This window comes from Streptomyces sp. NPDC051576 (genome assembly GCF_040681835.1).
Lineage (GTDB): Bacteria > Actinomycetota > Actinomycetes > Streptomycetales > Streptomycetaceae > Streptomyces.
This window is the reverse complement of sequence record NZ_JBFAZO010000008.1, coordinates 153,500-175,512: the sequence shown is the minus strand read 5'-3', so window position 1 is coordinate 175,512 and position 22,013 is coordinate 153,500. Positions and strand designations below refer to the sequence as shown.

Here is a 22,013-nt window from a genome sequence, read left to right as displayed (position 1 = left end):
TTGTGGAGGTGGGGGAACGGGTGGTCGTGGAGGTCTCTCGGTGACCTCTGTCCGCGGTCCTACTTCCTACGTCATTACTTCACTCCCTTGATCGGCCTGATGGCGAGCGCGCTGATCAGCACGACGGCCATGGCGAAGGCGAACAGGACGCGGTAGCCGGGGAGTTTGTCGGGTCCGGCGGCGAAGGAGGTGATGAGTACGGAGGCGATGATCGGTCCGAGCGCCTGCGGCACGTTGGTGGCGATGTTGAGGATGCCGAGGTCCTTGCCGGCCGCCGAGCCCTTGGGCAGGACCTCGGTCATCAGGGCCATGTCCAGCGACATGTACGTACCGAATCCCATGCCGCTGATGAGCGCGTAGGCGTACATCGCGGGCAGCGTGGGACTGAGCAGCGGAATGGCCATGGACAGGGCGAGCAGGACCGACGCGCCGATCACGAAGATCTTGCGGCGGCCGGTGCGGTCGGAGATCTTCGCCGCGGGGACGGCGCCGGCGAGGGTGCCGACGAGGGCGAGCACGGACATCGACTGCTGGGCGCTGTCCACCGCGTCGGCGTCCAGGCCGACGTAGTCCTGGAGGGCGTACCGCTGGTAGGTGGCGACGCCCCAGTAGCCGAGGATGAAGGTCATACGGGCCACGAACGCCCAGGCGAAGTCGGGGTGTTGGCGCGGCGAGACCCAGAAGCCGGTCAGGAACTGGCGCCAGGAGAAGGGCTCCGGGGCCTCGGGGCGGGTCCGGTCGCGGTTGAGGAGGACGAAGGCGAGCACGGTCGCGAGGACGATCGCGGCGATGACGCCGTAGCCGAGGCCGAGCCGTCCGGCGTAGCGGGCGGCGACGATCACGCCCAGGGTGGCGCCGAGGTTGGAGCCGAGGCCGACGAAGGCGGAGACCATGCCGAAGCGGCGAGGGGCGACGCGATCGGCCATGACGGCGGTGAGCGGGGCCTGGATCACGTTGAGCAGTACCTGGACGGCGACCCACAGCAGCGTGAGCCAGAGCAGGGTGGTGGCGTGGGAGATGGCCAGCAGGGTGAGGACCGCGCCGACGGCGCCGAACAGCATCCAGGGGGTGCGGCGGCCGAGGCGGCCTCGGGTGCGGTCGGAGATCGCGCCGATGATCGGCTGGGCGAAGAGCGTGACGATAGACGAGGTCATCGTCACCAGTGCGAGGTTCGATTCCTTGGCGGCGGCGTCGAGGTTCTGGATCTGGGTGGGGAGCAGGACCACGACGAGACCGGCGTAGGCGGTGTAGAGAGCGGCGAATCCCGCGCCCATCGACCACATCAGGACGTTCACCTGGGGGCGGCCCAGGGTCTCGTCCGTTCGGGCGGTGGCGGGGGCGGAAGAGGTCGAAGCGGACAAGGACGCCTCCACGGGGACGGACCGGCGTCGTTGCCGGTGCCGGGAGTATGGCCACGCGGATTTATTTATTTCAAGGCTCGAAAAATAATGTCCTGGCCACCTTGACCGGATCCCGTCCGGCCGGGGCACAATCGTCTGCGTGAACGCACCCGCCGACTCGGCCGACGTACGACGTCGCAATCTGGCCCTGGTGCTGCGGTACCTCGACGCCCATGGCCCGTGCGCCCGGACCGAGGTCGCCGTCGGCACCGGGCTGGTGCACGCCACCGTCACCGCGCTGGTCGCGGAACTCATCGACCGCGGCCTGGTGCGCGAGGAGGGCTCCGTGCCGTCCGGCGGCCGGGGCCGACCGCGGCGACTGCTGGGGCTCGTCCCCGAACGGGTGGTCGTCCTCGCCGCCCAGGTCAGCCTGGAGTCCGTGCATGTCATGGCGGCCGACTTCCAGGGCCGGGTCCTGCACCGCGAGTCGGCGCCCCACCACGCGCCGTACGGCGATCCGCGCGCGCTGGCCGCGGTCATCGGCTGCGTGGTGCGGACGGCCGAGGCGGCGGTACGGGACGCGACACCGCACGCCCACCTCGCCCAACTCGCCGTCGCCATGGCCGGACCGGTCGTCGGCCCCTCCCAACTGGTCGCCGCCGCCATCGACTTCGGCTGGCGCAGCACCGATCTGCGCGCCCTGGTCGCCGCCGAACTCCCCTTGCTGGACTGCCCTGTCGAGGTGGTCAACGACGCCAACATGGCGGCGCTGGCCGAGTACCACGCCCTCGCGGCCGAGGGCGTGCAACATCCCGACACCGTCGCCTACATCAAGGCGGACACCGGCGTGGGCGGCGGGCTGCTCGTCAACGGCCGTGTGCACAGCGGGAGTCACGGCATGGCGGGCGAGATCGGGCACCTGCCGATCGCGCTCGACGGTCCCGAGTGCCGCTGCGGGGCGCGGGGTTGCCTGGCAACCTACATCGGTCCCGAACCCCTTCTCCACGCCGCCGGGTTGGACCGCGTCGCCGAGACACAGGGCGGCGAACCGGCACTCGCCGAACTGGACCGTCGCCTGCGCGCGGGCGATCCCGACGCGATCACCGCACTCGGCGCCGCCGGGGACGCGCTGGGGGCAGCGATCCTCGGCGTGTCCGGTGTCACCGACGCCGGCGAGATCATCCTCGGCGGATACCTCGCCACCTGGGCTCCCTGGCTCAGGGCGAGCCTGGACGCACGCCTCGCCGGACGCCACACCCTGGCCCCCGACATGCAGCCACTCGTCACCTTCGGCGTCCTTGGCGGCGAGGCTACTCTGCGCGGTGCCTTCCAGACCTGTCGCGATGCTCTGCTCGACGATCCGACCAGCGTTCCGGCAATGCCCCGGGCCACGGTCGCCTCGCCGACGCCGTAGAACCTTCCCAGTCGAGCATGCTGCGGGCGCGAGGCCGGAAGCTACATCGGCCACGCGCCGACACGCCGACGTGCGGCCACTCATTGGCGGCGAGGCGGCCGGGCGAGGCGCGTTCAGGACCTGCCGCGACACGCCGCTGGACGACCCGACAAGCGCTCCGGCGATCCCCCGAACACCGGTCGCCCCGCCGACGCCGTAGAACCCCCTCCGAGGATCGCACCGTTGACGCGAGGCTCAGCGCGCACAAGCGTGACGGCCGGACACCACGCCCTGGCACAACCCGCAGCCACCCATCACCCCCAGCACCCACCGCCGTGAAGCCACCTTGCGCAGCGCCTTCCACACCCGCCGCGACACCCCCACCACCGTTCCTGGCATCCCCCGAACACCTCACCCCCCACCCCCGGTCCACCCCAAGACCCCACCACCGAAGCCCAACCGAACCCACCCCCAGCACCCGTACCCCCGCCAAAGCCGGAGGCCACCGCTTCATCCCCCCGCCCCCCTGCATGCATACTCGGGCTCTGCGCGCGCACCGGCGTTCGCGAGAAGCGGGAGGTGGGCGATGGTGGTGCCGTCGGCGGCGGGGACCGAGCCGCGGAAGGTCACGATCAACGATGTCGCGGCGTCGGCGGGGGTGTCACGGCAGACCGTGTCACGGGCGCTGAACGACAAGGACGAGATCGACAGCGAGACGAAACAGCGCGTGCTGGACGCGGCGCGGGCGCTGGGCTACCGGCCGAGCCGGTTCGCGCGCGGGTTGGTGCGGCAGGACACGATGACGATCGGGCTGGTCATCCCGGATCTGCTCAACCCGTTCTTCACGGAGGTCGCGGCCGCCGCGCTGGAGGCGGCCCGGACCCGTGGCTGGCAGGTGGTCGTGTACGACACCGGGGACCGGGCGGAGGAGGAACTCGGCACGCTGCAGGTGATCAGTTCGCAGGTGGACGCGGTGATCGGCTACTTCAGTTGCCCCGAGGGCGAGTTGGAGAAGTTCACCCGCGGCATGCCGGTGGTGCTCATCGGGCGTGAGCAGCGGACGCGGTTCAGCGCGATCCGGATCGACGGCGCGGAGGGGGTGCACGCGGCGGTCGCGCACCTGGTCGCGACGGGGCACACGCGGATCGGCATGCTCGACCACCACACCCGCGCCGAACCGAGCATCCGGCACGAGTGGTTCACCACGGCGGCGAGGGAGCACGGGATCGACGCCGACATGGTGGTCGGCGCGGACCAGACGGCGGACGGGGGCGGGGCGGCGCTCAGGTCCCTGCTCGGCGAGCACCCCGACATCACCGCGGTGTTCACGTTCAACGACATCATCGCGATCGGCGCCCTGCGCGAAGCACGCCGGCTCGGCCGGAGCGTGCCGCGGGAGCTGGCGGTGATCGGCTTCGACGGTCTACAGCTGGGCGCACTCGTCGAGCCCCCGCTCAGCAGCGTCGCCCTCGACACCCGGCAGCTCGGCGTGCTCGCCATCGAGCAGGTCGCCCGTCTGCTGTCGGGAGGCGAAGCGCTTGCGGCCGACGACCTGGTCGTGCGGGCCGAACTGCGGCTGAGCGGCTCCGCCTGACCGCCGCGCACGCGTCCGGTCCGAATGTCTTGACACCCGCCCACGCCGAAGCGCAAACTTCCGAGCATTCACAGCCCATTCAAGAGGTCTATCTGCAAGCAGTCCCGTGAGCGCTCACGGGAGCGCTCACGGGACGCTCTTAGACCCCACGACAACCCCGCAACAAATGGTGTGCCCACGTCCCTTCCACCCAGAAGGCATCCCGCCCGAGGGATCAGCATCGAACCGCCTAGCACCGCCGCTAGTCGTTGTCTGGAACGGAAACCATGAGCAGCACAGTCAAGCGCATCCGCCTCGCCTCCGTCGCCGTGGCCGCCAGTGTCGCCGTACTCGCCGGATGTTCGTCGTCCACGCCGTCGGCCAAGACCTCCACGGCCTCCTGCGCACCGGCGAAGGGCAAGGTCACCCTCCAGTACTGGAACACCGTTCCGGGCATGGACAAGGTCGCCGCCCTGTGGAACAAGAAGAACCCGAACATCCAGGTCGAGACGAAGAACATCTCCAACGACCAGTACGGCACCCTCGGCAACGCCCTCAAGGCGGGCAAGGCGCCGGACCTGGCGCAGGTCGGCTACGACGAACTCCCCAACCTCCGCAGCCAGAGCGCCTTCGTCGACGCCTCCGCCTGCTCGGCCGCCACCGCCGCCAAGTCGAAGTTCGTGCCGTGGACCTGGTCGCAGACCAGCTTCGGCGGCACCGGCGTGTTCGCCATGCCGCAGGACACCGGGCCGATGGCCCTCTACGTCCGCAGCGACATCTTCAAGAAGTACAACATCGCGATCCCCACGACCTGGGACGAGTACGCGGCCGCCGCGCAGAAGCTGCACAAGGCGGACCCCAAGCTCGACATCACGTTCTTCGACCCGAACAACGCCGAGTGGTTCAACGGGCTCCTCTGGCAGAACAACGCCCAGATGTACAGCTACTCCGGCAACAAGTGGCAGGTCACCGTCGCCTCGGACCAGAGCAGGCAGGTCGCCGACTACTGGCAGAAGCTGATCTCCGGCAAGCTCGTGCGCACCGACCTCGCGAACGGTTCGACGCAGATGTACGCCGCGTACCAGAAGGACCAGATCGCCAGCTACGTCGGCGCGGCCTGGGGCTACAGCATGTTCCGCGACAACCTGCCCAAGCAGGCCGGCAAGTGGACCATCGTCCCGATGCCGACGTGGGGTACGAACGGCGCCTCCGGTGACTGGGGCGGCTCGACCGTCGCGTTCATGAAGGGCGGCAAGCACCTCTACGAGTCGGTCAAGTTCAACACCTGGCTCAATACCGACCCGGAGGCCCTCGCGCTGGAGAACCAGTTGGGCGGTCTCTACCCGGCGGCGAACGCGGGGCTCCAACTGCCCGCGCTCTCCAAGGGAGTTCCGTACTACAACAACGAGAAGATCTTCGACGTCTTCGCCGACTCGTCCAAGAAGATCAACACCAGCTTCGCCTGGGGGCCCACCCAGAAGACGGTGAACCTCGCGCTCCAGGACGCGATGGCCAAGGCGGCGGCCGGTGACGGCACGCTCTCCGACGCGCTGTCGGCGGCCCAGGCGTCCGCGCTGAAGTCGATGAAGGACCAGGCGATCCCGGCCGCGGCGGGCAAGTGACCGCACGATGACCGACATCGCAACCCGCGCGACCCGCGTGGTGGCGTCTCCCGGCGGCCGCCGTCGACTCAACGGCGGCGGCCCCCGGGCGGGCACCATCTTCGCGTTCGTGATCCCGTTCTTCCTCCCCTTCGTGCTGTTCTACCTGGTGCCGGTCGGCTACGCGCTCTGGCAGAGCGCTCGCGTCGTGCGCCGCACCGGCGGGCAGTACGGCACCTCGTACACGACCTTCGGTGGCTTCGAGCAGTACGGGAAGGTCTTCCAGAACACCGAGTTCTGGTCCAGCGTCGGGCGCATCGGGCTCTTCGGCATCGTGCAGGTGCCGGTCATGCTGTTCGTCGCCCTTGTCATCGCGCTGCTCCTCGACACTCCCCTGCTGCGGCTCAAGTCGGTCTTCCGCATCACCGCGTTCATGCCGTACGCCGTGCCCGGTGTCATCGCCGCGATCATGTGGTCGTACCTCTACTCGCCCCAACTCAGCCCCGTCGTGGACCTGTTGAACAACGTCGGTCTCAAACCCGACTTCCTCGGGCCGGGCGCCGTGCTGTGGTCGGCGGCGAACATCTCCACGTGGCTGTGGACCGGCTACAACATGCTGATCATGTTCTCGGCGCTGCAGTCGATCCCGCAGGAGCTGTACGAGGCCGCCAAGCTCGACGGCGCCAACAACTGGACCATCGCCTGGCAGATCAAGGTCCCGATCATCGCCCCGTCCATCGTGCTCACCACGGTGTTCTCGATCATCGGCACGCTCCAGCTCTACGCCGAGCCGGCCGTGCTCCGGCAGATCTCCTCGAACATCTCCAGCACGTTCACGCCGAACATGCTCGCGTACGCGGTGGCCTCCGGGAACAACTACCAGCAGGCCGCGGCGATCTCCGTGGTCATCGCCGTCATCACCTTCGTCCTGAGCTTCGGGTTCATGCGACTGACGTCGAAGAGGGCCGGACTGTGAGCAACCCTTCCGTCAATCGTGAAAGCCAGGTCAGCCGTACGGCCGCCATGGCCCTGATGCTTCTCCTGGCGGTCTACTTCCTGCTGCCGATCTACTTCCTGATCGTCGCGGCCACCAAGCCGCAGGGCGACCTCGCCGCCACCAACGGCTTGACGTTCTCGCACTTCAACCTGTTCGAGAACCTGCGTGTCCTGTTCACCCGCAGCGACGGCATCTTCGGCCGGTGGGCCCTCAACACCGTGATCTACGCGGTGCTGGGCGCGGCCGTGGGAACACTGATCTCGGCGCTGTGCGGCTACGCGCTCGCCAAGTTCCGCTTCCGGGGCCGGGAGTTCCTGTTCTCCGTCATCCTCGGCGGGGTCCTCGTCCCCACTACCGCGCTGGCGCTCCCGCTGTTCCTGCTGTTCTCGGCGACGGGCATCGTCAACACGTACTTCGCGGTGTTCCTGCCCAGCATCGTCAGCCCGTTCGGTGTCTATCTCGCGCGGATCTTCGCCAACGCGGCTGTTCCGCAGGAGCTGTTGGAGTCGGCGCGGCTGGACGGGGCGGGTGAGTTCCGTACGTTCTTCTCGGTGGCGTTCAAGCTGATGACGCCGTCGCTGGTGACGATCTTCCTGTTCCAGTTCGTCGCCATCTGGAACAACTTCTTCCTGCCGATGGTGATGCTGCAGAAGGAGTCCCTCTTCCCGATCACGCTCGGCCTCTACGAGTGGAACGGCCAGACGGCCCGCGCCCCGCTCCTCCAGGAGTCCGTGATCACCGGTTCGCTGGTGTCGATCGTGCCCGTGATCATCGTGTTCATCCTGCTCCAGCGGTTCTGGCGCACCGGACTCGCCGCCGGTTCCCTCAAGTGACCGCCCCCGCACGGAAGGTGCCGCCCGCCATGACCGACTCCGCCGTCTTCGTGCCCCATTTCCACTGGGACCGGGAGTGGTACGAGCCCTTCCAGGTCTTCCGGCACCGACTCGTCGCCGCCCTCGACACCGTGCTGGAGACGGCCGAGACGGACCCGGACTTCCGGTTCACCGTCGACGGCCAAATGGCCGCGATCGAGGACTACTTGGAGATGCGGCCGGAGAGCCGCGCCCGAGTCGCGGCCCTGGTCGGGGAGGGCCGGCTCGCCGTCGGGCCGTGGCTGATCCTGCTCGACGAGTTCCTCTGCTCCGGCGAGACCATCGTGCGCAATCTGCGGATGGGCTGGGCCGCCGCGGAGGAGCTCGGCGGCGCCATGCCCATCGGCTATCTGCCGGACATGTTCGGCCATGTCGCGCAGATGCCGCAGATCCTGGCGCGGGCGGGGATCGAGCACGCGGCGCTGTGGCGCGGGGTGCCCGGCTCCGTCGGCGGTCATGCCTTCAAGTGGCGTGCGCCGGACGGCTCCGAGGTCCGTACCGAGTTCCTCTTCGACGGCTACGACAACGGCCTCGACGTCCTGCTGGTGCCCGACCGGATCGGCCGTGCCCTCGGTGACTACGCGGAGATGACGGTCGAGCGGTGGGGCGGCGATCCGGTGCTGGCGATGGCGGGAACCGACCACAATGCGCCCGACCCACAGCTCGCGTCCTGGCTGCGGCGGGCCTCCGGGGAGGGGCGGGCCATCACCGTCGCCACCCTGGACGAGTACATCCGCAAGCACGTCCGCGACGAGGTGTCCACCGTCGTCACGGGTGAGCTGCGCAGTCACGCACGCGGCAACATCCTGCCGGGTGTGCTCTCCGTGCGGCTCGGGCTCAAGCAGCGGATGGCCGTCGCCGAGCGCACGATCGACCACGCCGAGCGCATGAACGCGCTGTGGTCCCGGCGCGACGACTCTCCGTTCCTCGATCTCGCCTGGCACAAGATCATCGAGTCGACCGCGCACGACTCGGTCGTCGGCTCCGGCACCGACGAGACCTGCGACCAGGTGGCCGCCCGGCTCGCCGAGGCCGCGCAGACGGCCCGTGCCGTACGGGACGCGGCGCTCGCCGAGCCCGCCTCCCGGGTGTCGAGCGACGCCTACCTGGTCGCCAACCCGCTGCCGTCGGCACGTACCGCACTGGTCGAGGTGGATGTCGTAGCCCCGCCGGAGGGGACCGCGCTGGTCGCGACCGCCGCCGACGGCTCGACGGCTCCGGTGCAGTTGGTCTTCCAGGCCCCGACCGTTCTCAGCGACGAGCGCATGGACGCCTCGCGGTTGGAGCGCGTGCTGCGCCGTATCCACCGTCGCGAACTGTTCGGACGGCTGATCGACCACTATGAACTCGCCCCCGGTGAACTCGTCTTCCACCTCGCCGAAGTACCGGCGGCCGGGCCCTTCGACCTGCTGATCCTGCGCCGCGAGGTCGCCGCCGCGGCCGCCGCGCATCCCGGCGAGTGGCGCGTGCTGACGGTGGAGGAGCCCCGGGCCACCGCGCTCGTCCCTGTGAACGTGCCCGCCTCGGGGCTGGCCGCCTTCCGGGTCGAGCCGAGCGAAGCCACGGCGTCGGCCTCGTACGCCCCCGCCACGGCGACCGACCGTACCCTCTCCAACGGCCTGGTCGAGGTCGCGGTCGCCGCCGACGGCACCCTGGACATCACCGGTGCGGACGGCACCGTGCTGTACGGCGTCGGCCGGCTCGTCGACGGCGGGGACCGGGGTGACAGCTACAACTACGCTCCCCCGGCGCAGGACGTGCTCGTGTCGGAGCCGACGGAGATCGCCGTCGAACTCCTCGAAACCGGCCCGCTGCGTGCACGGCTGCGGGTGACGCGTGTCTACGCGTGGCCGGCCGCGCTCTCCGCCGACCGCGATGTGCGCGGTGAGCGGACCGTGCCGACGCCGGTGGAGACGCTGGTGGAGGTGCGCGTGGGCGAACCCTTCGTACGGGTCTCCACGTCCTTCCTGAACCAGTCCGCCGATCACCGGCTGCGCTTCCATGTGCCGCTGCCCGAGCCGGTGTTGACGTCGGCATCGGCCGGGCAGTTCGCCGTGACCGAGCGCGGGCTCACCGCCGAGGGCGGCTGGGGCGAGTACCCGCTGCCGACCTTCCCGGCCGGTTCGTTCGTGTCGGCCGGTGCCGCCAACGTCCTGCTCGACCACTCCGGCGAGTACGAACTCGTCGCCGACGGCTCCGAACTCGCCATCACACTGCTGCGCGCGATCGGCTCGATCAGTGTCAACATCCATCCCCTGCGCGACGAACCGGCGGCGAGCGAGATCCCCGTACCCGGTGCGCAGGATCTCGGGATGCGGATCGAGAACCGGTTCGCCGTCGTGCCCTCGGCGGACGGCTGGCGCGGTGCGCACGCGGTGGCGCTCGCGGAGGAGTTCCGGGGCGACGTCCTGGTGACTCGTGGCACCGCGCCCGCCGGGCGTCAACTGCCGCCCGATACTGCCGGGTTGCTGGTCGACGGGACGGACGTCCTCGTCTCGGCCGTCCGTCGGGTCACCGACGACGAGTACGGGTCCGGCATAGAGGTGCGGCTGACCGCGATGCGCGACACCGCGTCGACGGTCCGCGTGACGGGGTCCTTCACCGAGGTCGCCACCGTCGACCTGCTGGGCCGGCCGATCTCGCACACCCAGGTCCGGGACGAGCTCGAACTCGCCCTCGGTCCATGGGAGATCCGCACCGTCGTGCTCCGGTAGACGTCCATGATCGAATGCAGTACGCCCGTTCTGTTCTCACGAAAGCGTTGTGACCTCTTGCTCCCCGAGTCGCTCCCCGAGTCCTCCCCCCATGTTTCCGACATCGCACCCGGGCACGGCGCGCTGCGCCCGGCCCGCTCGTGGCTGCACTCCGACGCGCCGTCCCGCTCGCTGAACGGGTCGTGGCGTTTCCGCCTCTCCCCCACGGCGTCGGCGGCGGAGGACTTCGCGGCCGAGGGCTTCGACGATCACGAGTGGGACAGCATCCCCGTGCCCTCCCACTGGGTGCTGGAGGGCGACGGAGCGTACGGCCGCCCGATCTACACGAACATCCAGTACCCGTTCCCCATCGATCCCCCGTACGTCCCGGACGAGAACCCGACCGGCGACTACCGCCGCGCCTTCGACGTGCCCGCCGACTGGTCGGACGCCGAGCGGGTCGTGCTGCGCTTCGACGGTGTCGAGTCGCTGTTCAGGGTGTGGGTCAACGGGGTGGAGGTCGGCGGCGCGAGCGGCAGCCGGCTGGCCCACGAGTTCGACGTGACGTCCGTGGTGCGCGCCGGCGAGAACGTCGTCGCCGTACGGGTGCACCAGTGGTCGGCGGGCAGTTATGTGGAGGACCAGGACCAGTGGTGGCTGCCGGGCATCTTCCGTGATGTCACCCTGGTCGCCCGGCCGGCCGGGGGCATCGAGGACGTCTGGCTGCGGACCGGTTTCGACCAGGGGCGCGGCCGGGTCGACGCGGAGATCACCGCCGACGCCACGGCGTTCCCGGTCACCCTGCGCATTCCCGAACTCGGCGTCGAGCGGGTCTGGGCCACGCCCGCCGACGTGGCTCCCGTCGATATCGCGGACGTGGAACCCTGGTCCGCCGAGCTGCCCCGCCTCTACGACGCCACGGTGTCGACGGCCTCGGAGACCGTCACCCTGCGCGTGGGTTTCCGTACGGTCGAGATCCGCGGGGACCAGTTCCTGGTCAACGGTCGCCGGGTCGTGTTCCACGGGGTGAACCGGCACGAGACCCACCCGGAGCGCGGCCGGGTCTTCGACGAGGCGCACGCCCGCGAGGACCTGGCCCTCATGAAGCGGTTCAACGTGAACGCGATCCGCACCAGCCACTACCCGCCGCATCCCCGGCTGCTCGACCTCGCCGACGAGCTCGGGTTCTGGGTGATCCTCGAATGCGACCTGGAGACCCACGGCTTCGGCAAGGTCGACTGGGTCGGCAACCCCAGTGACGACCCGGCCTGGCGCGAGGCGTACCTCGACCGGATCCAGCGGACCGTCGAACGGGACAAGAACCACCCCAGCATCGTGATGTGGTCCCTCGGCAACGAGTCGGACACCGGCAGCAACCTCGCCGCCATGTCCGCGTGGGTGCACGCCCGCGACGCCGGACGCCCCGTCCACTACGAGGGCGACTACACCGGCGAGTACACCGACGTCTACTCCCGGATGTACGCGTCCGTGCTGGAGACCGAGCAGATCGGCACCGACGGCTCACGTGCCCCGCTGCTCAACTGCACGCCCGCGCAAGGCGCCCGGCAACGCACCAAGCCTTTCCTGCTCTGCGAATACGCCCACGCGATGGGCAACGGACCCGGCGCGTTCGACCAGTACGAGGCACTGGTCCACGAGTATCCGCGCCTGCACGGCGGCTTCGTCTGGGAGTGGCGCGATCACGGCATCCTGACCACGGCCCCGGACGGGACGCCGTACTACGCGTACGGCGGCGACTTCGGGGAGGTCCTCCACGACGGCAACTTCGTGATGGACGGCATGGTGTTGAGCGACGGCAGCCCGACGCCCAGCCTCCACGAGTTCAAGGCCGTCGTGGCGCCGGTCGACTTCGCGTTCGACGGCGACAAGGTCGCGATCACCAACCTGCGGCATACGGCCGACACGTCCGACCTGCGCTTCCGCTGGCGAGTCGAGCATGACGGAACGCCAGTGGATTCAGGGGAGTTGGAGGTTCCCCGGGTCGCGGCGGGCGATTCGGGCTGGGTGTCGCTGCCGCGGATCGCGGTGTCGCCCGACTCCGAGACATGGCTGACGATCGAGGCCGAGTTGGCGACGGAGACCTCTTGGGCGCCCGAGGGCCATGTGCTCGCAACTGCCCAGATCGACCGCTCACTTCGCCGTCCTGTTCCCGGTGTCCGGCCCCGCTCCGGCTGGCGGTCCGGCGACGGAACACTGACACTCGGCATCGCCAGGTTCACCGGCGGGTCCCTGGTGCGCCTCGGCGAACGCGCCGTCGCGGGACCGAGGTTGGAGCTGTTCCGCGCACCGACCGACAACGACGAAGGCGCGTGGGGCGAGGTCGCAGAGAGCGACGCGAGTGTCTCCGGGGTCTCCAACGCAGAGCTGTGGCGCCGTGACGGACTCGACCGGCTGACCTCGCGACGGGTGTCCGTGGAGCAGACCACGGACGCACTGCGCACGGTCGACAAGATCGCGGCCGCCGACTCGGGTCTGTCGGTGATGGTGGAGTCCGTCTGGTCGCTGGAGGACGACGGCGAACTCCAACTCCGGGTGGAGGTCCAGCCCTCGCGCGGCTGGCGGACGGTGTGGCCGCGGATCGGGATCCGTTTCGACCTGCCCGACGGCACCGCTCCCGTCGACGGCGCAGGCTGGTTCGGCCTCGGCCCGCTGGAGTCCTACCCCGACAGTGTGCGCGCCGCCGTCACCGGCCGTTTCTCCGCCACCGTCCACGACCTCTCCGTCGACTACGCCCGTCCCCAGGAGACCGGGCACCGCTCCGCACTGCGCCAACTGACCCTGACCAGCGGTGACATGGAAGTGCTGCACATCGTGGCCCTGCCCGACACCCACGGACGCCGCCCCGGCTTCACCCTCAGCCGCCACACCCCACAGGAGATCGCCCGGTCCGGACACCCGTTCCAGCTACCGCGGTCGACGACGAGCCACCTGTTCATCGACGCCGCCCAGCACGGGCTCGGCTCCAGGGCCTGCGGCCCGGACGTGTGGCCCGAGTTCGCGCTGCGGCCCGAAGCCCGGACGATCAAGCTCCGGATCACGGCACCGCAGTAGGCCGGTATGCCCGAGGGTGCGGTCCCGCACGGCGCGGACCGCATCCTCGGCTGCCCTCGTCTACGGCAGGTACTTGTTCGTCCAGTTGTCGGAAGTCACCTTGGCCGTGGCGGGCAGTGTGTCCAACGAGTTGATGAACGCCAGCGTCGTGTTCCAGCCCGACGTTCTCATCGCGCCGTCGGCCGGCCAGTCGACCAGCGGCAGGCTCGACCTGATCACGTTCGCCGGCACTCCCGGAAGCGCCTTCTGTGCCACGCTCTGCACTTCCGCGGAGTCGAGGTGGGCGTGCATGTACGCGGTCGCCTGCTGCACCGCGGTGACGAACTTCTCTGCGGTGTCGGCGTGTTGGGCCAGAAAGCTGTTGCGGGCCACCACCAGGATCGTGTACCCCGTCTTCGCGTCGGACCAGGCCGGGACCTTCGTCGCATCCGCGACCACCACCCCGTCCCCGGAGTCCTGGATCTCCAGCGGGGTCGGCTCGGAGGTGGTGAACCAGTCGATCTCGTTGCTCTTCAGCGCGGCCTTGTCCGCGCTCGCGCTCAGCAGGGAGATCCACTTCACCTTGTCCGGGTCGACGCCGTACTCCTTGAGGAAAAGGCCTGCCTCCGCCTTGGTGTTGGCCGAGCTGGAACCGCCGGTGGAACCGGCCAGCGCCTTGGCGACCTCCGCGGCAGGTGTGTCGGCGGTCAGGTGGTGTTCCTCGGCGAACTTGGTGCTGACGATCAGTCCCAGCGGGTTGCCGGCGCCGTCGGTGGAGATCGCGGTCTCCGGGAGATGCTTGCCGATGGCGGACAGGAAGTCGGTGGGGCTGTCGTTGAGGAACTGCACCGAGCCCGACTGGAGCGCCGAGGTGTCGGTCGCGGCGGTCAGGGTCACGAACTTGACCTTCAGGCCCTGCTTGGCGAAGTAGCCGTTGGCTTCGGCCAGGCGGATCGGCAGGTCGAAGATGTTGCCGCCGACGCCCACGGTGACCGTGCCGTCCGTAGCGGAGTCGGTGCCGCCACAGGCGCCCAGCAGCGCGGCACCGAGCGCAACGTTGGACGCCACCGCCAGGACACGGTTGCCACGGGACAGGTGGAACATGCGCGGAGCGCGGGCTTGCGGGGTGGGATGCGTCATCGGATCTCCAGTCGCCGTGCCTCGTCCAGGGGGTGTCGTCCTCAGGTGAAGACGATGGTGTGCTTTCCGTCGCGGATGACGCGGTCCTCCGCGTGCCACAGCACCGCACGGGAGAGCACCGCGCGCTCGACGTCCGCGCCCCGGCGGGCAAGATCGGCGGCGGTGTCGGCGTGGGTGACCCGCACGACGTCCTGCTCGATGATCGGGCCCTCGTCGAGGTCCTCGGTGACGTAGTGCGCGGTGGCTCCCACCAGCTTCACTCCACGTTCCTTCGCCTTGGCGTAGGGGCCGGCGCCGATGAAGGCGGGCAGGAAGGAGTGGTGGATGTTGATGATCGGGACGCCGACGTTCTCGATGAAGTCTCCCGACAGGATCTGCATATAGCGGGCCAGGACGACGAAGTCGACGTTGCCCTTGAGCAGCCGCAGGTGTTCCGCCTCGGCCGCCGACTTGTCCGCCCCCATGGAGGGGACGTGAAAGAAGGGGATACCGAAGCCGCGTACCTCCTCCGCGGTGTCGGGATGGTTGGAGATCACCATGGCGATACCGACCGGGAGTTGGCCCCGACGGTGACGCCACAACAGGTCGAGCAGACAGTGGTCGGACTTGGACGCGAAGATCGCCACCCGCTTCGGCACCGACAGATCGCGCAGCGTGTACGTCAGGGCGTATTTCTGGGCCAGTTCGTCCAGGGAGGCCCTGATGCCGGGGAGGGCGGCGCGGAGGCCGTCCATGCCGAAAACCGCACGTTGGAAGAAGGCGCCGCCCTGCGGGTCGTCCGAGTACTGGTCCAGGGACACGATGTTGGCGCCGCGCTCGCTGAGCCGGGAGGTGATGGCGGCGACGATGCCGGTGGCGTCGGCCCCCTGCACGATCAGTGAGGCCTGGTGTCCGGCTCCCCCGCTCTTCTTGGCGGTAGCGGTGGGCGCGGCCTGCGTGACAGTCATACGACGGACTCCTTCCTGAACCCGGCGATCCACTCGGCGGTCGTCCGGAGCCCACCGAACGTGTAGAAGTGCACCTTCACCTCGCCGTGGCGGCCCGGCTCGTAGCCGTCGGCGAGGGCGCGCAGGAACCGGTCGGGTCCGGCCGTGCCCAGCAGACCGGTGAGCGACAGGCCGTACTTCTTGGCGATGGAGGCGCCGGCACCGACTCCGAACCGGGCGGCGTAGGACATCAGACGCCGTACCCCGGCAGGGCCGGGGACACCGATACGGACGGGGAGGGTGACATCGCGCTCCCGCAGGTCCTCGATCCAGGCGAGGACAGGGTCGACGTCGAAGGCGAACTGAGTGATGACGCTGCCGCTCAGGCCCTGTCCGGTGAGTTCGGTGGCCTTGAGGTTCAGGGCGGACCACAGCACGCCGGCGGGGATGGCGGGATGGCCTTCCGGGTAGCCGCTCATGCCGACGTGGTGGACGCCGTACCGCTGGAGCAGTCCGGTCCTGATGAGCGACAGGGAGTCGTCGTAGGGGCCTTCGGGTGTGTTCGGGTCGCCGCCGACGACGAACACGTTGTCGCAGGTGCCGTCTGCCTGGAGACCGGCGAGGAAGTCCTCGAACTGCCGTTGCGAGCCGAGCCGTCGGGCCGATATGTGCGGCACGGGCACGAACCCGAGGCGCTTGACCGCGCGGGCGGCCGCCAGTCGCATGGTGAGGTTCTCGTTGCCCAGGAAAGTGACGTTGATCCGGGTCCCCTGCGGGATCGTGGTGGCGGCCTCCTCCAGTCCGGCCACGTCCTTGCCGGTCATCTCCAGGGAGAAGTCGTCCAGCAGTGAGGTGCTCACCGCTGCGGGTGCTGTGCTGCCGAAACTCATCGTGCTCCTCGTGTACGACGCTCCGGGGACGGTCAACTCTGCGGAGCGGAGCGGTACTTGGTCCGCGCGAACGGGTCGAGCGGCGCTGACTCGACCGTGGCGCGGATCTCGGTCTGCTCATGCGGTTCGACTCCGGGCTTCACCGAGCGCGGGCTCTCCCCCCACACCACGCGGACCTCGGTTCCCGGGCGCGCGACCGCCTCGTCGACGACGGCCAGCGAGACCACGGCCTGGTCTCGCACGACGTAGCCGCAGTCCATCGAGATCCCCACCTGGCGGTCCTCGGACAGCACCGTGTCCATCTGGAACTGTCCGTAGCGCGCCTTGGGGATGTTGAAGTACTTGTACGTCGGTCCGGGTGTCCAGAGCGAGGCGAGGACCTTGGCGATGTCGTCGGGGTGCCACACGAGGGTGACCTTGTGCCGGTGCGGTTCGTCGGCGCGGGCGCGCAGGGCTTCGCGGCCCACGAAGTCGTGGTCGAACTTGACGAGCCGTTCGTAGCCGAGGTCGTAGGGCGTCACGTAGTAGTCGGTGATGTCCCGCGAGTACAGGCTTCCGCCCAGCGAGCCCGCACTGGTGGCCGGCAGCCAGTCGCGGTAGGCCGCGAGGTCGGCGCCGGTGAAGATCGCGGGCATCGGGCCGGGGATCCAGCCGGACTCCAGGTTGGCGGTGGAGTAGGCCACGGCGCCGACCTGCTTGATGCCGAACTCCTCGCCGGACGTCCGGATCGCCTCGTAGATCTCGGCTCCCTCCTCCCATGGGCCGAACAGTTCGAAGCCGACCTGTCCTGCCATTCCGTGGCGAAGGGCCCGGACCTCCCGGCCGGCGATCGTCAGGGTGGCCATGCCGAAGAACTTCACGTCCGGTATCGGCTGTCCGGTGAGCTTCTCCACCAGCGGGCCGGCCGAGGGTCCCTGGATCTCGAACCGGTAGAGCCTCGGCGGCCGACCACCCCGCTGGACCGACTGCGGGTCTCGGTCGACGGTCACGTCCCAGTCGCCGCTGCGCGCGTTGAACTCGACCCAGTCGATCACGGTGCGCCGGCCCACGAGGTCGGCGGAGTCGTCGTCGAGGCCGAACAGCACCGAGTCACCGATGTAGAAGCCGTCGTGGTTCACGGCCACGAACTGCTTCGCCCTGTCCTTGCCGAATCCGGTGAAGCTGTTGACTCCCAGATGCTCCAGCATCCGGACCGTGTCCGGGCCCTCGATGAACAGGTCGGTCATGTGGTGGGACTGGTCCAGCAGCGCGCACGAGTTGTGCCAAGCCAGCGCTTCCTCGCGCCAGTTGGTGAACTCGGCGGGGACGAAGCCCAGGCCGTGCGAGAACGCCCTGGTCGACTGGTTGCGTATGACGTCGACGGCGTTCCCGGCCCGGTCGATCGCTGTCTGGAGACTCTCGGTTGTCGCCCTGTCCACGTTGTTGTGCCTTCCGTACGACGAACGGGGGGTGCGGTCGGGACCGGAACCCGGCGGGGCTCACGATCTCGGCGCTCGCAAAACGGTCGCAGAGCGCGGGCGGGCCTCGCGCGGTCGCCGACCCCAAAGCGACGGGGCCGATACTTGTGGTGCACCACAGGGCTGCCGCTGCCGGGTTGGCAGCGGGCGACCCCGGGCAGCAGGATGAACAGGATGTGACTCCCGCGACGGAACAGCCGTCGAGGGCGGCCTTGTTCAGGAAGTGGGCCCTCGAAGCCGATGACGACCTCGCGCGACGAGTTCGCCGACCTCCGTCAGGTGGTGGCCCTGTGCGGTGAACTCTCCAGCCTGGCGACGACCGACTGCGACCTCGAACAGATCGTCACGGTCGTCGCCGAACGCGCCGGTGTGTGGGCGGCGGTGGTCGACGATTCACTCTCGGTGCTGGCACTGTGCGCGGGCGCGTCCGGTCGTGCGGGTGAGGAACGGCTCGCGAGTGTGCTGACCAGCGACCCCGAGGCGGTCTCCCAACTCGTCGCCGCGGCGGCCCATATGCGCCGCGCCCTGTCGCTGCCCGCTTCGGGCGCCTCGGCGGTGTCGCTGGTCGTGGCCCCCATCCTCGTCGGCGATGACTCGGTGGCCCATCTGGTGACCGCCGGTCATGACATCGACGAGACCGGCGAGGATGCCCGGATCATGGTGACGGAGCACGCGGCCATGGTCTGCGCGGTGGTCCTCGGCCGCCGTCGGGTCGTCGCGATCGCCGCCGGCCGCGCGCGTCGCGAGCTGTTCGACGGGCTGGTGTTCGTCGGCGACCGCACCGAAGCCGACGTCAAGGCGTGGGCCCGCCACCTCGGTATCGAACCGGACGAACGCCATCGGGTGCTGGTGGCGGCGCCGTTCTCGCCCACGGGCGCACCCGCGCCCGCCGCCACCGACGTGGTCGAGCACATGATCACCACGCGCTGCCCGGCCGCGACGGTCGTGAACCGCGACGCCGAGGTGGTCGCGCTCGTCCCCGGTGACAACGACGCCGGCCTCAACCGCCAGCTCATCGCCCTTGCCCGGCTGTGCCGCGAGGTCGTGACGGCACGCTTCCCCGACGTACGGCTCTACGCCGGGCTGGGTGACGCGCACACGGGAGCGGTGCAGATCAGCACCTCGTACGCGGAGGCACGGCGTGCCGTGGACGTCGGCCGGCTGATGACCGGGCTGTCCGATGTGACCGTGTTCGCCGAACTCGGTGTTCACCGACTGCTGGCCCAGGTGCGCGACCCCGCCGAACTTGCCCGCTACGCCCGCGACCTGCTGGGGGATCTGATCGACCACGACCGCACCAACGGCACCGACTTCTGCGCGACGCTGACCGCCTACTTCCGTCAGAATGGCAGCCTGCAACGCGCGGCCACCTTGCTGCACACACACCCGAACACGGTGGCCTACCGGGTTCACCGGGCCGAGAAGATCACCGGGCTCGACCTCGGTTCCTACTCCGACCGGCTGGCGGTTCAGGTGGCACTGGAGATCGTCAACGGACTGGGAGGCAACGCGTGAGGGATGTGCTGGCCGCGCGAGGTGCTCCGCTCCTTGGCGCCTACGTCGTTCCGCAGGCGGGCGATCGGGAGTCCGCCGCCGATGCCGGTGCCGCCGTGCGCGCCGCCGGCGCGGATCTCGTCGTCACCGCGACCTCCGGTCCCGAACGACCGCGGTACACCAGCACCAACCAGTCGATCGACCTGGCGGCGGCCTGCCAGAACCGCGCCGGGGTACCGGCCCTCGCCACGGTGACCACCTGGAGCCGGACCGTCATGGCGCTGCAGGCGCATCTGCTCGGTGGTCACGCCCGTGGCGTCACCCGGCTGATCTGCGGGAACGGCAGCCCGCCACCCGCCGGGGACCGATCGAAGATCGACGGCCGGTGGGCGGTCGACGCCGTCGGGCTCATCGAACTCCTCCGTGGACTGAACGAGGGCGTGGACCGCTACGGCCTGCGACTGGAGGGGGCCACGAACTTCGACATCGGGGTCCGGATCAGAGCGGCGCCCGTGCTCTCGACCGCGGCCCGCGCCCGAACCCGCCGCAAGATCGCGGCCGGAGCGCATTTCATCGTCACGAGCCCGGTCTACTCGCAACACTCCCTGGACACACTGCTCAAGGTCATCGACGGCGATGTGCCGGTACTCGCCACCGTGCATCCGTTGCGCTCCCTCGCCGAGGCGGAACTCCTGCGGCGCGAGCTTCCGGACGGGTGTGTTCCCGCGGCGCTGATCGAGCGCCTCGACCGTGCCGGGGAGGGGGCAGCCGACGAAGGGGAGCGGATCGCGGTGGAACTCGCCGCGCAGTTCGCCAACTGCACTCAGGGCATCATCCTGTCCCGCGTCGACCGCCCGGAACTCGTCTCCCGCGCGCGAGCAGCACTGGCCCGCCCAGTCGTCGGTTGAGGCGGTGAGTACGGGCCGTCGTCGCGACGCGCCCTCTCAGAGAAGGCCGACCGCCCACTCGTCAGCCGAAAGCCCGAGGAGCTGTTCGATCCGGGCATCGTCCGGCAAGGGGCCGTGGTCGGCCGTCACCTTGAGTGCCGACGCGGCCGTGATGTGCCCCAGTCGCAGCGCACGCTCCACACCGTCGCCGCGCAGCAGTCCGGCGAGAACGCCGGCGGCGAACGCGTCGCCCGCCCCGACCGGCTCCACCACGTCCGTGCGCAGGGCGGGCACGGTCCACGTGCCTTCGTCGCTGAACGCGGTCGCCGCACGGCCCCCGTCCTTGACGACGAGGAGGCGCGGTCGCGCCAACAGCTTCCGTACGTCGGCCGGTTGAAGGTTCGCGTCCCACAACTCCTGCGCCTCGTCGAGCCCGACGAAGGTGATGTCGGCGAGGTCGGCGAGATCGCGCAGCACGGTCGAGGCCGTGCCGGGCGGCCACAGCGCGGGGCGGTGGTTGACGTCGAAGCTGATGGCATAGGGCCGTTCGCCGGCCGGGACGGTCAACGCCGTTGCCACCAGGCTCCGGCAGGACGGGGACAGCGCCGGAGTCACTCCCGTGAGGTGGAGGACGGAGGCCGACCCCACCCTGTCGTCGTCGAGTACGTCGGGGCCCATCGCCGAGGCCGCCGAGTCGCCGCGGTAGTAGTGCACGCGGGTCCCGGCACCGTTCGGCTCCTTCACTAGCAGGCCCGTGGGTCGCTCCGGGTCCCGGCGCACCCCGCTGACGTCGACACCGGCCGCGCCGACCTCCGCCCGCACCCGCCGCCCCAACGCGTCGTCTCCCACTGCCGAGAGCCAGGAGACGGGGACCCCCAGATCCGCGAGATACATGGCCACGTTGGACTCGGCGCCGGCCACCGATACCGTCAACTCGGCGGCGCTCTCCAGCGAGGCGTTCGGAGCGGGAGCCAGGGCCGCCATGGTCTCGCCGATACAGACCACGGACCCGTCCGCCGGCCGCCACCCGTTCGTCATGACGCCTCGCCCACGGACGGGGTTTCGGCTACGACGGCGAGGAAGTCACGGGCCCTGGCGCGCAGTTCGGTCAGGCTGCCGCCGTCGGCCGCGTCGCCGACCAGGGGCGAGCCGACGCCGACGGCGGTCGCTCCGGCGGCCAAGTACGCCCGGGCCGCCGCCTCGTCGACACCGCCCACCGGCACGAACAGCTCGTGCGGGAACGGTCCGCGCAACGCCTTCAGGTAGGAAGGCCCACCTGCCTCGCGCGCCGGGAAGATCTTGAGCGCGGCGACACCGAGGGAGCGTGCGGCCAGGATCTCGGTGGGGGTCATCACCCCGGCGAGCACCGGCAGTCCGAGTTGGCGAGCCGCGCCAACGCCCTCCCCCAGTGCGGGAGTCACGGCGAAGTTCGCGCCGGCCCGGTGCGCGCCGCGGGCGTCGTCGGCGGTCAGGACCGTACCGGCGCCGAGGGGCCGGTCGGGGCCGAACTCCTTGCGGGCCCGGGCTATGACGGACAGGGCGTCCGCACCGCTGAGGGACACCTCGATCAACTCGACGCCCTCCTCGGCCAGGGCCAGTACGGTACGCACCGAGGCTTCGGGATCGGTGCCGCGGACGATCGCGACGAGGCGGTGGGCGGCCAGGGCCGCTCGCAGATCCATGTGACGAATTCCCTTTC

16 protein-coding genes are annotated in these 22,013 nt (G+C 69.8%); 9 read left to right on the top strand and 7 right to left on the bottom strand.

Annotation, left to right across the window (positions count from 1 at the left end; all coding sequences use genetic code 11):
- Positions 1-74: 74 nt before the first annotated feature.
- The gene (locus AB0M63_RS26320) at positions 75-1,361 is read right to left on the bottom strand and encodes an MFS transporter (protein ID WP_366021130.1); all 1,287 of its coding nucleotides are present in this window, start codon (positions 1,359-1,361) and stop codon (positions 75-77) included.
- A 139-nt stretch (positions 1,362-1,500) separates the two neighbouring features.
- Here AB0M63_RS26320 and AB0M63_RS26315 point away from each other — a divergent pair, with 139 nt between their 5' ends.
- The 7 genes from AB0M63_RS26315 to AB0M63_RS26285 all read left to right on the top strand — a co-directional run bounded on the left by AB0M63_RS26315 (position 1,501) and on the right by AB0M63_RS26285 (position 13,541).
- A complete protein-coding gene (locus AB0M63_RS26315; RefSeq protein ID WP_366021129.1) occupies positions 1,501-2,754 on the top strand; it encodes an ROK family transcriptional regulator in 1,254 nt (417 codons plus the stop codon).
- A gap of 565 nt (positions 2,755-3,319) precedes the next feature.
- On the top strand, positions 3,320-4,327 hold the full coding sequence (locus AB0M63_RS26310) for a LacI family DNA-binding transcriptional regulator (protein ID WP_366021128.1): 1,008 nt from the start codon (positions 3,320-3,322) through the stop codon (positions 4,325-4,327).
- Positions 4,328-4,593: 266 nt separating this feature from the next.
- A complete protein-coding gene (locus AB0M63_RS26305; protein ID WP_355915329.1) occupies positions 4,594-5,928 on the top strand; it encodes an ABC transporter substrate-binding protein in 1,335 nt (444 codons plus the stop codon).
- Positions 5,929-5,935: 7 nt separating this feature from the next.
- Entirely contained in the window at positions 5,936-6,883 is a 948-nt protein-coding gene (locus AB0M63_RS26300) for a sugar ABC transporter permease (RefSeq protein ID WP_366021127.1), read from the top strand.
- A complete protein-coding gene (locus AB0M63_RS26295) occupies positions 6,880-7,737 on the top strand; it encodes a carbohydrate ABC transporter permease (RefSeq protein ID WP_356053963.1) in 858 nt (285 codons plus the stop codon). Before AB0M63_RS26300 ends, AB0M63_RS26295 begins: the two co-directional genes overlap by 4 nt.
- A gap of 29 nt (positions 7,738-7,766) precedes the next feature.
- Positions 7,767-10,490, top strand: a complete 2,724-nt coding sequence (locus AB0M63_RS26290; RefSeq protein WP_366021126.1) for an alpha-mannosidase — start codon at positions 7,767-7,769, stop codon at positions 10,488-10,490.
- Between the two features lie 6 nt (positions 10,491-10,496).
- Positions 10,497-13,541 (top strand): glycoside hydrolase family 2 TIM barrel-domain containing protein, encoded by a 3,045-nt coding sequence (locus tag AB0M63_RS26285; protein ID WP_366021125.1) that lies wholly within the window; start codon positions 10,497-10,499, stop codon positions 13,539-13,541.
- Positions 13,542-13,601: 60 nt separating this feature from the next.
- Here AB0M63_RS26285 and AB0M63_RS26280 read toward each other — a convergent pair whose 3' ends face one another.
- The 4 genes from AB0M63_RS26280 to AB0M63_RS26265 are packed head-to-tail and all read right to left on the bottom strand — an operon-like array spanning position 13,602 to position 17,894.
- Positions 13,602-14,660 (bottom strand): ABC transporter substrate-binding protein, encoded by a 1,059-nt coding sequence (locus tag AB0M63_RS26280; protein WP_366021124.1) that lies wholly within the window; start codon positions 14,658-14,660, stop codon positions 13,602-13,604.
- Between the two features lie 41 nt (positions 14,661-14,701).
- Positions 14,702-15,607: a formyltetrahydrofolate deformylase gene (gene purU / locus AB0M63_RS26275; RefSeq protein WP_366021123.1), complete on the bottom strand. Its 906-nt coding sequence runs from the start codon at positions 15,605-15,607 to the stop codon at positions 14,702-14,704.
- On the bottom strand, positions 15,604-16,476 hold the full coding sequence (locus AB0M63_RS26270; protein ID WP_355915310.1) for a methylenetetrahydrofolate reductase: 873 nt from the start codon (positions 16,474-16,476) through the stop codon (positions 15,604-15,606). Before AB0M63_RS26270 ends, purU begins: the two co-directional genes overlap by 4 nt.
- A gap of 32 nt (positions 16,477-16,508) precedes the next feature.
- A complete protein-coding gene (locus tag AB0M63_RS26265) occupies positions 16,509-17,894 on the bottom strand; it encodes an aminomethyl transferase family protein (protein WP_366021122.1) in 1,386 nt (461 codons plus the stop codon).
- 279 nt (positions 17,895-18,173) lie between these two features.
- Between AB0M63_RS26265 and AB0M63_RS26260 the strand changes: the two genes are divergently transcribed.
- A complete protein-coding gene (locus AB0M63_RS26260) occupies positions 18,174-19,448 on the top strand; it encodes a helix-turn-helix domain-containing protein (RefSeq protein WP_366021121.1) in 1,275 nt (424 codons plus the stop codon).
- Entirely contained in the window at positions 19,445-20,335 is an 891-nt protein-coding gene (locus tag AB0M63_RS26255; RefSeq protein WP_355915301.1) for a methylenetetrahydrofolate reductase, read from the top strand. The genes AB0M63_RS26260 and AB0M63_RS26255 overlap by 4 nt, the downstream gene beginning before the upstream one ends.
- A 36-nt stretch (positions 20,336-20,371) precedes the next feature.
- On the opposite strand, the gene AB0M63_RS26250 is transcribed toward AB0M63_RS26255, so the two are convergent.
- Together AB0M63_RS26250 and AB0M63_RS26245 are read right to left on the bottom strand one after the other, a co-directional pair.
- Complete coding sequence (locus AB0M63_RS26250; RefSeq protein ID WP_366021120.1) at positions 20,372-21,352, bottom strand: sugar kinase; 981 nt, start codon at positions 21,350-21,352, stop codon at positions 20,372-20,374.
- Complete coding sequence (locus AB0M63_RS26245; RefSeq protein ID WP_366021119.1) at positions 21,349-21,996, bottom strand: bifunctional 4-hydroxy-2-oxoglutarate aldolase/2-dehydro-3-deoxy-phosphogluconate aldolase; 648 nt, start codon at positions 21,994-21,996, stop codon at positions 21,349-21,351. Before AB0M63_RS26245 ends, AB0M63_RS26250 begins: the two co-directional genes overlap by 4 nt.
- Positions 21,997-22,013: the final 17 nt, after the last annotated feature.